Here is a 13197-nt window from a genome sequence, read left to right as displayed (position 1 = left end):
CCCGCTATGCGGGGGACTGGCACAACAGGCCGACTGCCTTTTGCACAAATGCCTCCAGCTCCGCGCGCGGAACGCCGGCGCGGGAGCGGATCGAGAGCATGTTCAACGTCGCGGATGCCAGTTGCGACAGCGTCGGAATATCGATCGTCTCAGGCAGCTCACCGCGCGTGACGGCTGTCCTGAAACACCAGCTGAAAGCGTCATCGAGCTCGACAAAATTCTCGCGCATCAGCGCGCTGATCTCCGGATCGGCGATCGCATCAGAGGCCACCGTCATCACGGCAAAACAGCCGCGCGGCGCGGTATCGCCTGTCGTGTAAATGTCGAGCGCCGCGTCGTAAAACCGGCGCAGTCGTTCCCGGATGTCGATATCGGCCTTGAAAATCTCGAGAACCTTGACCGTGTAGTCTTCGCGGTAGCGCTGATAGCTTTTGATATAGAGTGCGCGCTTGTCGCCGAAGGCGCCATAGAGCGACGGCCGGTTCATGCCGGTGACCTGGCTGAGCTCATCGAGCGACGTCGCCGCAAAGCCACCTTTACGAAAAAGAGCCAGCGCCTGGCCGATGGCCACATCGGGCGCATAGGCCCGCGGCCGCCCGCGCCGCTTCGGCCCGGCGGCCACTTCCGGCTTTGCCGCGACGGTGGGGCGATTCTTTTTTTGTACCATTTCGCATTAAATTCCTTGACCGGATTTATATTATGCGAGACGGTACGAAAATCAACCAACGGGTCGAGAGCAACGATCCGTCAGCTCAGGAGACTTCCAATGGATCTGTATTTCTCCCCGATGGCCTGTTCGATGGCGACACGTATCGCGCTGTATGAGGCGGAGGCCGGCAGTGCCGCGCGGTTCCTCGAGGTCGACCCGCTGAGCAAGGAGGTTCGCAGCGACGGTTCGGATTTCCGCAACGTGAACCCGCTGGGGCTGGTGCCGACGCTGCGCACCGACGATGGCGCGATCCTCACCGAGAATGCCGCGATCCTGCAGCATGTCGCCGATCACTTCCCGCAGTCGCCGATCGCGGCCGGGTCGGGCCTGGAGCGGTCACGGCTGCAGCAATGGCTCTGCTTCATCGGTACCGAACTGCACAAGGGTTTTTTCGTGCCGCTGCTCGCCAGGAAGGCGCCGCCCGAGATGAAGGCCTACACGCTGCAGAACGGCCAGTCGCGGCTGACCTATCTCGACAACCATCTCACCGGACGCGACTTCCTGCTCGACAGGTTCAGCGTCGCGGACGCTTATCTCGTCACAGTGCTGAACTGGACGATGGTGTTGCCGGAAATCGATCTGAACAACTGGCCGGCGATCAAGGCCTATCACAAGCGCCTGCGCGAACGGCCGAGCATCGTGCGCGCGGTGGCTGAAGAGTTCGAGCTGTTCAAGGCCGAGCAGGAGCGCCACAAGGCGGCCGCGTGACGCTCGACCTGTAGGATGGGTAGAGCGCATGCGCCAAGCGCCGGAGCGAAACCCATCGGCCGAATTTCCGCAACGATGGAATGATGGGTTTCGCGAAGACGCTCTACCCATCCTACGGCTGTTGCGTTCGCGTCACGCCACCGCGCGGCGACCGATGATGGCAAAGCGCAATCGGCTGGAAATCCAGTCGATTGCCGCCACCGCAACGAGGATCATCAGGATCAGGAACGAGACCTTCTGCCATTCCAGCACGCGTATCTGCTCGGCGAGCTGAAGACCGATACCGCCGGCGCCGACAATGCCGATGATGGTGGCGGAGCGCGTATTGGACTCAATGAAGTACAGCACCTGGCCGGCGATGACCGGCAGCACCTGCGGCATCAGGCCGAAGCGAATTTCGTGTAGCGCGCTGCCACCGGAGGCGCGGATGCCTTCGACCTGCTTCTTGTCGGCAGCCTCAATAGCCTCCGAAAACAATTTGCCGAACGCGCCGAAATCCGAAATCGCGATCGCCAGCACGCCGGCAAAGGGACCGAGACCGACAACGTTGATCCAGACCAGCGCCCAGATCAGCGTATCGACGCCGCGGATCGAATCCAGAAAACGCCGGACCGGGAAGCGTAGCCATGCTGACGGAATGACATTGCGTGCCGCGAGCAGGCTGACCGGCAGCGCGAACACGGCTGCGAGGGTCGTGCCGAGCAGCGCGATCGACAGCGTCTCGCCCATCGCCTGCAGATAGGCAGGCAGCGACGAACCGGGATTTGGCGGAATCATCATCATGGTGATCCAGCCGAGTTCGCGCAGGCCGGTCCACATCCGCGCCGGCGAAAAGTCGAGTTCATTGAGCCCGAAGATGAACAATGCCAGCGCCGCGACCAGGATGGCGGGCACACCGGCGCGCGAAGCCATCGGCCGGTTGAAGACATCAGGATAGCGCGCGCGTAATTCTGGCGTGTTGATGTCAGGCTGCCTGCTCATGATCTGGCTTCCTTGCCGAACAGACGGCCGCGCAGCCAGCCGGTGCCAATGTCGATGATGAAGACCGTGACGATGATCATCAGCAGGATCGCGCTGACATCGGAATAGTAGAACTTTCTGACAGCAACGACGAGCTCCTGACCTATGCCACCGGCGCCGACGAAGCCCATCACGGAGGCGCCGCGCACATTGATCTCGAAGCGCAGCAGCGTGTAGCTGGCAAAGCCCGCCGCAACCTGCGGCAGCACCGCAAAGCGCATGCTGTCGACCCAGCCCGCGCCGGTCGAACGAATGCCTTCCACCGGCTTCATGTCGATATTCTCGACGATCTCGCCATAGAGCTTGCCGAGCGCGCCGATGCAGTGGATCGCAATCGCCAGCACGCCGGCCATTGGGCCGAGGCCGAAGGCGATGACGAAGATCAGCGCGAACACGATATCCGGCACGGTCCGGCAGAATTCCATGAAGCGGCGCACGGCAAAGCGCAGCGGCGCTGACGGCGCGGTGTTCTCCGCGGCGAGAAAATTCAACCCGAAGGCCAGCACGGCACCGATCAGCGTGCCGACATAGCTGATCAGTACGGTCTCGCCGAGCAGCGACAGCCACTTCTTCCAGCCCCAGAACCATTCAGTGACGTCGGTCCAGACCCGCGTGCCGGCTTCAAGCGTGAAAATGCGATCGAAATAGCTGCCGAAATTGCCGATCTTCTCGATGAAGGTCCTGAGATTGACCTCGGCACCGAGCGCCGCGACGAACAGCGCTGCAAGGCAGGCCGCCACAACGAACAGCGTGCGCAACCGCCGGCGTGCCACCGACTTGCGGTAGGCCTCGTTCAGCGCAGCGAGCTGCGGAGCGGGAAGGATGGAAACGGCGGCGGACATGAAAAGTTGTGCCTATGAAAGTAACATACCGTCAGAGCGCTGCGCTCAGCATAACCTCTCCCCGCTTGCGGGGAGAGGTCGGAGCCGAGCGTTAGCGAAGCTTCGGGTGAGGGGGAGCCAGTGTTTCGCTCGCTGGCTTCCCCTCACCCGTCTTCGCTTCGCGAAGCCACCCTCTCCCCGCCCGGCGAAGCAGAGCTTCGCTAGGCGGGGCGAGGGAAGAGACCGCAGCGTTCCACACAGAAAAGGAGCCGGACCATTTCTGATCCGGCTCCTGTCCATTGCAGATACTTACGATGCCTTCTTCTTGCGAAGCGCGTCGACGAACTTGATCAGGTCGATGGTGGCGTCCCAATCCTTGGTGGTCGCGGCGTGGAAGCCCTTTTTCTGGCCGTCCGACAGCTTGTCGAACGCAGCCTTGTCCTTGGTCGGCGCGTCGGTGAAGGCCTTGGCGATGGCAGCTTTCAGATCTTCCGGCAGCGCCGAGCTATAGGCATAGGGGCCGTTGATGATCGGGGCCGACTTGTGGATGATCCGGAAGTCGTCCTTCTTCATCACCGAACCGTCGGCATTCTTCAGCATGCCCTTGGTGATCATCTGCTGCAGCGTCGAGTCGTTGTCGTTGGTCCACTGGTTGGCAGCAACGTCGACGGTGCCCTGCGACAGCGCGAGCATGGCGTTCTCATGGCTGCCGGTGAACACGACCTTGCTGAAATAGCTGTCAGCGTCCGAGATGCCCATCTTGTCCAGTTCGAAGCGCGGGACGTTGTTGCCCGAGGTCGAATTCGGATCGACGAGGCCGAGATTCTTGCCCTTCAGATTGTCGATCGACTTGTACGGGCTCGACGCCTTGACGAAGAACACCGAGTAATAGCCCGTTGAGCCATCGATGTTGATGTCGTTGGCGAAGGCATCGGTCTGCACGCCGGTCAGGCGGGCGCGGGCGAACGAGGCCGAACCGTAGCTGGCGATCTGGATGTTGCCGGAGCGCTGGCCTTCGATGACCGCTGCGTAGTCATTGGCGATGCGCAGGTTGACCTTCACGCCGAGTTCTTTCGACAGATAGGCGACGAACGGCGCCCAGCGCTCGGTGACACCCGAGGCGTTCTCGGCGGGAACGACGGCGAAGGTCAGTTCCGGATACTTGGCCTTGTAGTCCTGGGCTGAGGCAGAGGTGGCGACGAAGGCCAGCGCAGCAGCGCTGAGCAGAATGGAGCGACGGTTGATCATGACAATCCCTGTTTTGATCTGAGGTGAAACGTTTTCTTGGCAGAAGGCGCGTCTATCGCGGCGATGCCATCGTTACGATGACGTCACCACGATAATTTCAACGCACTGCAATCACGCGACGGCAGCAACACCGTATTCGGGAACGCGGGCGGGCGTCGGCATATGCGCCGATCCCATCACCTCGTCAGCTTCGAGATCGTAGAGTTCGCGGGCGATATGTTCGGTAAGCGCAGACGGCGCACCGTCGAACACGACGCGGCCGGCGGACATACCGATCAGGCGATCGCAATAGGTACGTGCCAGATCGAGTGAATGCAGGTTGCAAATCACGGTGATGCCGAAGTGCTTGTTGATGCGCAGCAGCGCATCCATGACGATGCGGGTGTTGCGCGGATCCAGTGACGCGATCGGCTCGTCCGCGAGAATGATATCGGGCTGCTGTACCAGCGCCCGGGCGATCGCGACGCGCTGCTGCTGACCGCCGGACAGCTGGTCGGCGCGCTGCGAGGCGTATTGCGCCATGTCGAACTGTTCCAGCGCCGACATCGCCAGCGCGCGGTCGTCCTCGGGCCACATCTGGGTCAGCGAGCGCCACTGCGGCATCTCGGCCAGGCGGCCCATCAGCACATTGGTCAGCACATCGAGACGGCCGACGAGATTGAATTGCTGGAAAATCATGGCAGAGCGCGCGCGCCACTTGCGCAGATCACGGCCCTTGAGTGCGGTGACATCGACGCCATCGAACATGATGCGCCCATCGGTGGGCTCCGCCAGACGATTGATCATGCGCAGCATGGTCGACTTGCCGGCGCCTGAACGACCGATCACCCCGACGAATGCGCCAGGCTTGATCTCGAACGACGCGTTATCGACGGCAGCCTTGGCGCCGAAACGGCACGTCAGCTTATCCACCACCAGCATGAGGCACTCCAATGACAATAGACATCGCCACCGGTAACGCCCGCGTTTAACAGTGATGTGACATGTGCCCTGCGCATACGGGTTATCCTCCTTGCGGGAAAAACACGCCCGAATTCATGCCAATGTCACGACACCGTCACGAAACCGACCGAAGAGGTCCCCGCGCGACAGCGCGCACCCTCTTCATCACCTCCTCATCCCTCTTCCGTCGCACGAGCGTCACATGGCCGGCAAACAACTCTCGCTCACGCCAGCGGTCGATCCCACCGCGAAACTCGTCGACACCGAGCTCGGCGCCTATACCGAAGTCGGCGCGCGCACGATCCTCACCGAAGTGACGATGGGCGACTATTCATATGTCGTGAATGACGGCCAGATCACCTACACGACGATCGGAAAATTCTGCTCGATCGCGGCGATGATCCGGATCAATCCCGGCAATCACCCAATGCACCGGGCGACGCAGGCGCACTTCACCTATCGCGCGAGTGCCTACTTCCCCGGCGAAAGCGACGACGCCGACTTCTTTGCCTGGCGACGCGAGCATCACTGCACGATCGGCCACGATGTCTGGCTCGGCCATGGCGCCATCGTGCTGCCGGGCCGTCAGATCGGTACCGGCGCGGTGATTGCAGCCGGCGCCATTGTGACCAAGGACGTCGCCCCCTATACGATTGTCGCCGGCAATCCGGCCCGGCCGGTGCGGCGGCGATTTTCGGAAGCCGTGGAAGACGGGCTGCTGGAGCTCGCCTGGTGGGACTGGGACCATGAGATGCTGCGACAGGCGCTGCCGGATTTCCGCAAGCTCCCGGTCGAGGATTTCCTGAGCAAATATAAAGGCGTCAAGGCGCCCAGGCAGATGGCGGTGACATGACCGATATCTTCATCGACGGCGGACGCACTTTGCTCGGCCAGGACATCGCCGAGACCTCGCTGCAGATTGCAGACGGTGTGATCGCTGACATCGGGTCGGATGCGACCCACGACGCGCTCGGCCTCGATGCCTCCGACCTGCTGGTGCTGCCGGGGATCGTCGACCTGCATGGCGATGCCTTCGAGCGACAGCTCATGCCGCGCCCCGGCGTCGACTTCCCCGTCGATGTCGCGCTGATCGACAGCGACCGGCAGGCCATCGCCAATGGCATCACCACGGTGTTTCACGGCACCACATGGTCCTGGGAGCCCGGCCTGCGCGGCGCAGAGAACGCCCGCAAGCTGCTGGATGCCATCGAGACGCTGCGGCCAAAGCTCGCCTCCGACACGCGCTTCCATCTCCGGCAGGAGACGTTCAACCTCGACGCGGAAGACGAGATCCTGGGTTGGCTGCAGGCCGGTCGCATCGATCTGCTCGCCTTCAACGATCACATGGACATCGCCGGCATCTCAAGGCCGGCGAAGCGCGCACGTATGGTGGAACGCACCGGCCTCACCAGCGAAGCCTTCGATCAGCTGGTCGAACGCGTGCTGTCGCGCTCCGACGAGGTGCCGGCCTCGATCGCGCGCCTCGCCAAATCGGCGACTGCTGCCGGCGTGCCGACGCTCTCGCATGACGACGCGACACCTGCGATGCGCGATGACTTCCGCAGGCTCGGCGTCGACATCGCCGAATTCCCGATCAACGAGGAAACCGCACAAGCCGCCGCTAATGCTGGCGACTTCATCGTATTCGGCGCGCCCAATGTGGTGCGGGGCGGCAGCCACACCGGCTGGACCAAGGCATCCGACATGATCGCCAAGGGCCTCTGCTCGATTCTTGCCTCCGACTATTATTATCCCGCGCAACTGCTGGCCGCGTTCCGGCTGGTTGAGGACGGCATTCTGTCGCTGCCGCAGGCCTGGGCGCTGATCTCGTCAGCACCAGCCAGGGCCGCCGGGCTCACCGACCGTGGCGAGATCGCGGGCGGGCGCCGCGCTGATTTACTGCTCGTCGATGACAGCGTCGCGCTGCGACCACGGATCGTCGCCGTGATCGTAAAAGGCAAGCTCGTGCATCTCACCGATGCCGCGCGCCTGCAGCCGGCGCGTGCCATGCAACGCAAAGCTATTGCCGCAGCGTAACGCGGCTTTATTGTGCGGCCATGACTGAATTCCCGCGCTACGCGATCTATTACGCCCCCGACACCGACGGTGCCCTTTCCCGTTTCGGCGCCGAAATCCTCGGCTACGATCCCTTCACCGGCAATGACGTGCTGGTTCCCGGCGATCTCATCATGCACGCGCCGGACTGGCCGGCGCTGATCAAGGACCCGCGCAAATACGGCTTTCACGCCACGCTGAAGGCGCCGTTCTCGCTGACGCCTGACACTACCGAAGACGACCTGATCGCGGCCTTCGATGACTTCGCCCGGACGCCCCGTGCCATCCCGGACATCGTGCCGGTGGTGCGCATCATCAGCGGCTTCACGGCAGTCGTGCCGGATGCTCCGTCTGCCGAACTTTCCGCACTGGCCCAGGCCTGCGTCGAGGGGTTCGAGGTGTTTCGCGCCCCAATGACACCGGAAGACCGTGCGCGTCGCAAGCCGGAGAACCTGACGCCGCGGCAGGTCGAGCAGCTGGATCGTTTCGGCTATCCCTATGTGCGCGATGATTTTCGCTTTCACATGACGCTGACCGGACGGCTACCGACGGAACGCAGCGCGTCCGTACTGGCGATGCTACAGCAGAGATTCGCGATACTCGACCTCACCGCGCTGCAGATCGACCGTATCGGCCTGTTCCGCCAGACCAGTGCGACGTCGCGTTTTAAGGTGCTCCATCACGCGGCGCTGACGGCAATTTGACGCGTCACGAAGACGCCATCTCGTCAGCTCGCTTCCACGCCGGAAACGGATCCGGGAGCTTCGCCCAGCCGGCGACATCCATGCCGGGCTTTCCAGGCACGAGGCAAGCATCGAGCCGGCGGCGGATATCGCTCTCATCCATGTCGGAACCGATGAAGACGATCTCCTGACGCCGATCGCCATAGATCTCGTTCCAGTTCTTCTTCAGCGACTGCCGCCAATACGGATCGTCCGGCCAGCGATCGGCGGGGACATTGGCCCACCAGAATCCCATCCCCTCGGTGCGCACGATGGCGCCCGCCTGGCTGAGTTCGCCGACCCATTGTGGCCGTGTCGCCAGCCAGAAATGCCCCTTGCTGCGGATCACGCCGGCCCAGCTCTCACACAGGAAGGCCTGAAACTTCACGGGATCGAACGGTCGCCGCGCGCGATAGACGAAATTCGTCACGCCATATTCTTCGGTCTCGGGCACGTGGTCGGCGAAACCATACAGTTCCTTGTGCCAGAGCGGATGTTGTTGCGCTTTTTCAAAATCAAAGCGGCCGGTATCAAGCACACGGTCGAACGGTACATTGGCAAAGCTTGCTTCGATGATGTCCGCATCGGGATTGAGTGCACAGATGATCTTGCGCGCGCTGTTGCATTGCTCAAGCGTCGCGTCATTGACCTTGTTGAGCACCACGACATCAGCGAATTCGATCTGCTCTACCAGCAGGTCCACCAGCGTGCGCTTGTCACCGTCAAGCGCCTCGCCGCGGTCCTGCAGAAAGTCGGTGGAGGAATAGTCCTTCAACAGGTTCACCGCATCGACCACCGTCACCATGGTATCGAGCTGCGCCACATCGGAGAGGCTGTCGCCGTTTTCGTCGCGGAAATCGAAGGTCGCGGCCACCGGCAGCGGCTCCGCAATTCCGGTGGATTCGATCAGCAGGTAATCGAACCGCCGGCTTTCGGCGAGCGCCCGCACTTCCTTGAGCAGATCGTCACGGAGCGTGCAGCAAATGCAGCCATTGGTCATTTCGACCAGCTTCTCATCCGTCCGCGACAGGTTGGCACCACCATCGCGAACCAGGTCCGCATCGATGTTCACCTCGCTCATGTCGTTCACGATCACCGCCACTTTCAGGCCGTGACGGTTGTTCAGCACGTGGTTCAGCAAAGTTGTCTTTCCAGCCCCGAGGAAGCCGGACAAGACTGTGACGGGGAGTTTTTGCATCGAGATCGAACAGTCTTTTGAGGGTACGGGACATCAGGCTCTTCTTATTTGTTATGTTATAACATTACAGAACCGATGCCTGTCAACCCGCTCGCGCCGATCCCTCCGATGCGCTGTCAGTTTGTCTGATCTGCTGGAAATCTCATCCGGCGCGGTCAGCCCACGCTCATTGCGTGGACGCTAGCCCGCCCGCGCGATTGTCTCGGCATCCACCGGCTTGGCAAAGATCACGCGGTTTCGACCGCTGGCTTTCGATGCGTAAAGCGCCCAGTCGGCAGGAGGCGTGAGGTCGCACGGATCGTCATCCTCGCGGCCAATGGCAATGCCGACGCTGGCGCCAACCGACAGTTCCAGGTCATCGATGACGAACGACTCCGAGAGCGTTCCCGTTGCAGAGACTGCGCCGCTTGCCTGTCATATCCGCCAAACCTGGGAGTCCGAGAAACAACCAACAACGCCCACTCGCCGTGTCCACACTGACGATGCCAAGAAGCCTCCGCCTCCTTCACTTTCCGCGTCCTTATACTGCCGCCATCGGTGATGCTTAGGCGTTTCAAACGTCCCAATTTCTGGTAGATGAAACCGTCTTGGCAACCTGCCGAACGACATCTCCCAAGTGCCGAGCGACCCGCCGCCAGACCTCTGGCGCCGATCAAGTGCAGACGACCGGGCACAGCTGGCCTCATGAACGACCTGTTGATCAAATTCGGCCTGCGCTTCGAGGACCCTGAGCAGGAAGCAAGTTTTGTCCGATGCTTTGCGCTCGGAGAACGCCGCCGCGCCCAGGCTGCGATGGTGCTCGGTGCAATCGTCTATTGCGCGTTCGCGATCTGGGACCGGATCCTCGATCCCGTCGCATGGACAACGACACTCGCCATTCGCGCCGCGGTCGCCGCCATCGTTCTGCTGCCCCTCACCGCGGCGTTGTTTGTGCCGCGCGCGCACCGCTGGGCGGAACCGATCTATCTGCTCTATTGCGTGGTGCCGGGTTGCGTCCTCAGCATCATCTATCTGTTCATCGACCGCGGCTTCGAACACTCCACGGCCGGAATGATCATCGTGATCCTGTTCGTCTCGACGCTGCTGCCGCTTCGCCTCCCGGCGCTGACGGTTTTCTGCATCACCACATGGGCATGCTTCATCTACTGCCAGACCTTTGCGACCTATTTGACGGACGGCCTGCGCTTCATCAATAATTTCGAGGTCGGGTTTGCCTATGTGCTCTCGCTCTATGCGGTCGGTGCACGGGAATTTCAGGCGCGGCGTCAGTTCCAGACATCGCAAGCACTGCAGGATGAAAAAGAGCGCTCGGTTGCCGCGCTGGTCGAACTACAGAACACGCAAGGGCAGCTGGTGCAGGCCGAGAAGCTGGCGTCACTCGGTCAACTGGTCGCCGGCGTCTCGCATGAAGTCAGCACACCGCTTGGCGTCGCCCTGACCACCGCGACTGCCCTCGAAGGCGAGCTGAAGATGCTGACTGCCACGATCGAATCCGGTCAGGTCCGGCGCTCCGCGCTCACACGGAGCATCGCGCGGCTCAGTGAAGGCATGAAGCTGCTGTTCGACAATCATCGGCGGGCTGCGGACCTGGTCCATAGCTTCAAACAAGTCGCGACTGACGAAGCCAACCAGGAACGCCGCGCATTCGAGATGCGTGATTGGCTCGGTGAAGTCATGAGCACGCTGCAGCCCTTGCTCGATCGCAGAGGCCACGCGGTTCGCGTGATATGCGAGGACGGCATCGTGGCGGACACCTATCCCGGCGCCCTCGCGCAGGTTATTCGAAATCTCGCACTGAATGCAGCGGTCCACGGCTTTCCCGATGGCCGCACCGGCGTGATCGAGCTTACCGTCTTGCGGCTGGATGATAGCAACATGCGCATCGTCGTGGCCGACAATGGCGACGGCATTCCGCCGGACGATCTGTCGAAAGTTTTCGATCCTTTTTTCACGACACGGCGCGACAAAGGCAGCACCGGTCTCGGCCTGCACATCGTCTTCAATCTGGTCGTATCTACCCTGAAGGGGCAAATCGATCTGGCCAGCGAACCGTGGCAAGGCACACGGTTCACACTGGACTTGCCGCTGGATCCCGAGAACCCGAGCTCACCGGCGTTGAAGACCGGCGAGTTCCAGGTCAGTCATGGCGCGACGGGGCCCGAAGCTCGCCATCGCGCCTTGTCCTGATCGATCAGAAACCAAGCGCCATGCCGTCCTTGCGGTGATCCGAGGCGCCAAGCAATACGCCGCGCTGATAATCGATCTGGATCGCCTGTGCGCCGCCAATGCCGGCATCCATCATCTGCAGCTTGTGGCCGCGCGCCGCGAGTTCGTTGCGCACCGCCTCCGGGATCGTGTTTTCGACCTGCAGCACATTGTTGGTCGCAAACGAACGCGCAGCCTCTGCGGCCTCCTGGATGTCCATCTTCAGGTCGAGCACATTTGAGATGTATTGCGCATGGCCGGTGGCCTGATAATGACCACCCATCACGCCGAACGGCATCACCGCGCGGCCATCCTTCATCAGCATGCCCGGGATGATCGTGTGCATCGGCCGCTTACGCGGGCCGAGCGAATTCACATGGCCTGGCTTGGCGCGGAAGCTCCAGCCGCGGTGATGCAGAAGCACGCCGGACTTCTTCGCATAGATGCCGCTGCCGAACGGACCGAACAGCGAATTGATCAGTGATACCGCATTGAGGTCGCGATCGACCACGGTGAGATACACCGTGTCCTTGTGGATAACGGAATCCCACTCCTCCTCCGGTGACGCCTTCTTCATATCGATCTTGGCACAGAGGTCGCCGATGAACTTCTCGGACAGGAAGCGCTCGACATCGGTCCTGGCGACAGCCGGATCGCAGAAATAGGCATCGCGGGTGCGATATGCCGCCTTGGTCGCTTCGGCCAGCACATGGATGCGGTCGGCTTCGCTCAGGTTCCTGATGTCGTAGCCGGCAAGGATGCGCAGGATCATCAGCGCCGCAAGGCCCTGCCCGTTCGGCGGACATTCGGTGACGTCATAACCCTGATAATTGGCTGAAATCGGCGTCACATAATCGGAACGCTGCTCATTGAAATCGTCGGCCTCATGCGCGCCGCCGACAGCGCGCAGCGTAGTAATGATGTCGTCGGCCACCTGGCCCTGGTAGAAACCGTTGCGGCCTTCGCGCGCAACCCGGCGCAGGGTAGCAGCGAGCGCAGGCTGGACGCGCTTGTCGCCAACCGCGGGCGCATGACCGCCCGGCAGGTATTGCGCGGTCGCGTCGGAATGCAGTTCCAGCTTGCGGCGCCATTTGGCCCAGTCGGCCGACACGCGCGGGGTGATGAGAAAGCCATTCTCGGCGGCGTCGATGGCCGCTGCAAAGACATCGGCTAACGACTTGGAGCCATGATTCTTGCTGAGCGTACACCAGGCATCGATGGCACCGGGCACGGTGACGGTCTCGACGCAGGTCTCGGGAATGTCGCGGGCGCCGGACGCCGCATATTTCTCGGAATCGATTCTGGCAGGGGTGCGGCCGGAGCCGTTCAGCGCGATCGGCGCGCCGCCTTTCGGCGAATAAAGCGCAAAACAGTCACCGCCGATGCCGGTCATCGCGGGGTCGACCACGCATTGCACGGCGACCGCGGCCAGTGCCGCATCGATAGCATTACCGCCGGACTTCAGCATCTCCACCGCAGCCAGCGTCGCCAACGGATGCGAGGTTGCGGCCATCCCGTGTTCGGCAACGGCAACGGAACGGGCGACGGCCATGAAATCACGCATGAGGG

At 62.0% G+C, this 13197-nt stretch carries 12 protein-coding genes; 5 read left to right on the top strand and 7 right to left on the bottom strand.

Annotation, left to right across the window (positions count from 1 at the left end; all coding sequences use genetic code 11):
• Positions 1-4: 4 nt before the first annotated feature.
• Positions 5-667, bottom strand: a complete 663-nt coding sequence (locus ACEK02_RS10115; protein ID WP_371421579.1) for a TetR/AcrR family transcriptional regulator — start codon at positions 665-667, stop codon at positions 5-7.
• Between the two features lie 99 nt (positions 668-766).
• Between ACEK02_RS10115 and ACEK02_RS10110 the strand changes: the two genes are divergently transcribed.
• The gene (locus ACEK02_RS10110) at positions 767-1417 is read left to right on the top strand and encodes a glutathione binding-like protein (protein ID WP_371421578.1); all 651 of its coding nucleotides are present in this window, start codon (positions 767-769) and stop codon (positions 1415-1417) included.
• Positions 1418-1549: 132 nt separating this feature from the next.
• Here ACEK02_RS10110 and phnE (ACEK02_RS10105) read toward each other — a convergent pair whose 3' ends face one another.
• The 4 genes from phnE (ACEK02_RS10105) to phnC all read right to left on the bottom strand — a co-directional run bounded on the left by phnE (ACEK02_RS10105) (position 1550) and on the right by phnC (position 5427).
• Entirely contained in the window at positions 1550-2398 is an 849-nt protein-coding gene (gene phnE, locus ACEK02_RS10105; RefSeq protein WP_371421577.1) for a phosphonate ABC transporter, permease protein PhnE, read from the bottom strand.
• Positions 2395-3279 carry a phosphonate ABC transporter, permease protein PhnE gene (gene phnE / locus ACEK02_RS10100; RefSeq protein WP_371421576.1) on the bottom strand — a complete coding sequence of 295 codons (885 nt, stop codon included), beginning with the start codon at positions 3277-3279 and terminating at the stop codon, positions 2395-2397. The genes phnE (ACEK02_RS10105) and phnE (ACEK02_RS10100) overlap by 4 nt, the downstream gene beginning before the upstream one ends.
• A 288-nt stretch (positions 3280-3567) precedes the next feature.
• Positions 3568-4506 carry a phosphonate ABC transporter substrate-binding protein gene (gene phnD / locus ACEK02_RS10095; RefSeq protein ID WP_371421575.1) on the bottom strand — a complete coding sequence of 313 codons (939 nt, stop codon included), beginning with the start codon at positions 4504-4506 and terminating at the stop codon, positions 3568-3570.
• Between the two features lie 111 nt (positions 4507-4617).
• The gene (gene phnC / locus ACEK02_RS10090) at positions 4618-5427 is read right to left on the bottom strand and encodes a phosphonate ABC transporter ATP-binding protein (RefSeq protein ID WP_371421574.1); all 810 of its coding nucleotides are present in this window, start codon (positions 5425-5427) and stop codon (positions 4618-4620) included.
• A 223-nt stretch (positions 5428-5650) separates the two neighbouring features.
• On the opposite strand from phnC, the gene ACEK02_RS10085 reads away from it, so the two are divergent.
• From ACEK02_RS10085 to ACEK02_RS10075, 3 genes are read left to right on the top strand one after another with little or no spacing between them, the layout of a single operon-like run.
• Positions 5651-6301, top strand: a complete 651-nt coding sequence (locus ACEK02_RS10085) for a chloramphenicol acetyltransferase (protein ID WP_371421573.1) — start codon at positions 5651-5653, stop codon at positions 6299-6301.
• The gene (locus tag ACEK02_RS10080; protein WP_371421572.1) at positions 6298-7485 is read left to right on the top strand and encodes an alpha-D-ribose 1-methylphosphonate 5-triphosphate diphosphatase; all 1188 of its coding nucleotides are present in this window, start codon (positions 6298-6300) and stop codon (positions 7483-7485) included. Before ACEK02_RS10085 ends, ACEK02_RS10080 begins: the two co-directional genes overlap by 4 nt.
• Before the next feature lie 20 nt (positions 7486-7505).
• Positions 7506-8207 carry a DUF1045 domain-containing protein gene (locus ACEK02_RS10075; RefSeq protein WP_371421571.1) on the top strand — a complete coding sequence of 234 codons (702 nt, stop codon included), beginning with the start codon at positions 7506-7508 and terminating at the stop codon, positions 8205-8207.
• A gap of 4 nt (positions 8208-8211) precedes the next feature.
• Here ACEK02_RS10075 and zigA read toward each other — a convergent pair whose 3' ends face one another.
• Complete coding sequence (gene zigA / locus ACEK02_RS10070; RefSeq protein ID WP_371421570.1) at positions 8212-9423, bottom strand: zinc metallochaperone GTPase ZigA; 1212 nt, start codon at positions 9421-9423, stop codon at positions 8212-8214.
• A gap of 684 nt (positions 9424-10107) precedes the next feature.
• Between zigA and ACEK02_RS10065 the strand changes: the two genes are divergently transcribed.
• Positions 10108-11610 (top strand): sensor histidine kinase, encoded by a 1503-nt coding sequence (locus tag ACEK02_RS10065; protein ID WP_371421569.1) that lies wholly within the window; start codon positions 10108-10110, stop codon positions 11608-11610.
• Positions 11611-11614: 4 nt separating this feature from the next.
• Here ACEK02_RS10065 and ggt read toward each other — a convergent pair whose 3' ends face one another.
• Positions 11615-13192 carry a gamma-glutamyltransferase gene (ggt, locus tag ACEK02_RS10060; RefSeq protein ID WP_371421568.1) on the bottom strand — a complete coding sequence of 526 codons (1578 nt, stop codon included), beginning with the start codon at positions 13190-13192 and terminating at the stop codon, positions 11615-11617.
• Positions 13193-13197 lie beyond the last annotated feature (5 nt).

The sequence above is a fragment of the Tardiphaga sp. genome (assembly GCF_041424195.1).
Taxonomy (GTDB): Bacteria; Pseudomonadota; Alphaproteobacteria; order Rhizobiales; family Xanthobacteraceae; genus Tardiphaga.
Note: the sequence above shows the minus strand (reverse complement) of the source record. Positions and strands in the feature narration are given on the sequence as shown.